A 225-nucleotide genomic window follows, 5' to 3' on the forward strand; every position below is an offset into this window, starting at 1 on the left:
TGCAAGCAGCCACGCCAGCGCCCCGAACACGATGCCGCCCACGGCTTGCCCGATCAGTACCCCCGGCGCCCCGACCAAAGCGGCGCCCGCCATCACGAAGGGTACCGTGCCCAGCGTATGTCGCCCCCAGTTCACCCAGGTCGACAGGAACGGACGGCCCAGGTTGTTGAAGGCGGCATTGGCCACGAAGATCACGCCGTTGAAGAAATACAAAAGCGCAATCGG

General features: G+C 64.9%; 1 protein-coding gene. It reads right to left on the bottom strand.

Annotation, left to right across the window (positions count from 1 at the left end; translation table 11 throughout):
* A partial coding sequence (locus NLM59_RS11700; protein ID WP_304417960.1) for a hypothetical protein occupies positions 1-225 on the bottom strand: 225 nt, incomplete at both ends.

Origin of the sequence: Profundicola chukchiensis, from assembly GCF_029664245.1 — a bacterium.
GTDB classification, from domain to species: Bacteria; Bacteroidota; Bacteroidia; order Flavobacteriales; family Weeksellaceae; genus Profundicola; species Profundicola chukchiensis.